The following is a 634-nucleotide window of genomic DNA, read 5'->3' on the forward strand; positions in this document are numbered from 1 at the left end:
CGAGCGCCCGCTCGGCGCCCCGCCCGGATGAGGGCGCCTCAGCCGCCTGCCCGCCCCCAGCGCTCCGCGCGGGGGAGCCGGCCCCGGGTGCCGTGTCCAGCGCGATGCCGAGCCCTCGGTCGGCGGCGCGACCCGTTTCCCCAGCCGAGTTGGCCTCAGAGCCTTGTCCGCCCGGCCGCCCGGGACCGTAACCGACAGCCCGGCCGGGCGCCGCGCCCGAGCTGCTCGCGAGCGGCAGTCCGAGCGCGATGCCGAGTGCCTGGTCGGCGGTGTGACTGACGGTGTGACTGGCGGTGTGACTGGCGGTCGTGCCCGAGCCGCTGCCGGCGGCCGTGCCGAGCGCGATGCTGAGTCCGCGGTCGGCGGTGCGGCCCTGCGCCGCGTCCGAGTCGGCCTCGGAGGTCTGTCCAGCCGCCCGGCCGAGTCCGCGGTCGGCACCCCGGCCCGGCGCCGCGCCCGATGTGGTCTCCGGCGCGTGGCCGAGTGCGATCCCGAGTCCGCGCTCCTGCGCCCTGCCGGGCACGGTGACCGAGTTGGCCTCGGGCGCCTCGCTGAGCGCGACTCCGAGCCCTCGGTCGGCGGCCCGACCGGGCGCCGCGCCCGCAGCGGCTTCCGGCTCCTGGCCGCGCGGGAT

General features: G+C 79.3%; 1 protein-coding gene. It reads right to left on the reverse strand.

Annotated elements, in window-relative coordinates; genetic code table 11:
• Nucleotides 1–634 (reverse strand): hypothetical protein (locus BGM09_RS03190; RefSeq protein WP_223186239.1); only part of this gene is annotated, 634 nt, incomplete at both ends.

The organism is Streptomyces sp. CBMA29, assembly GCF_014596445.1.
In the GTDB taxonomy this organism is placed as follows: domain Bacteria; phylum Actinomycetota; class Actinomycetes; order Streptomycetales; family Streptomycetaceae; genus Actinacidiphila.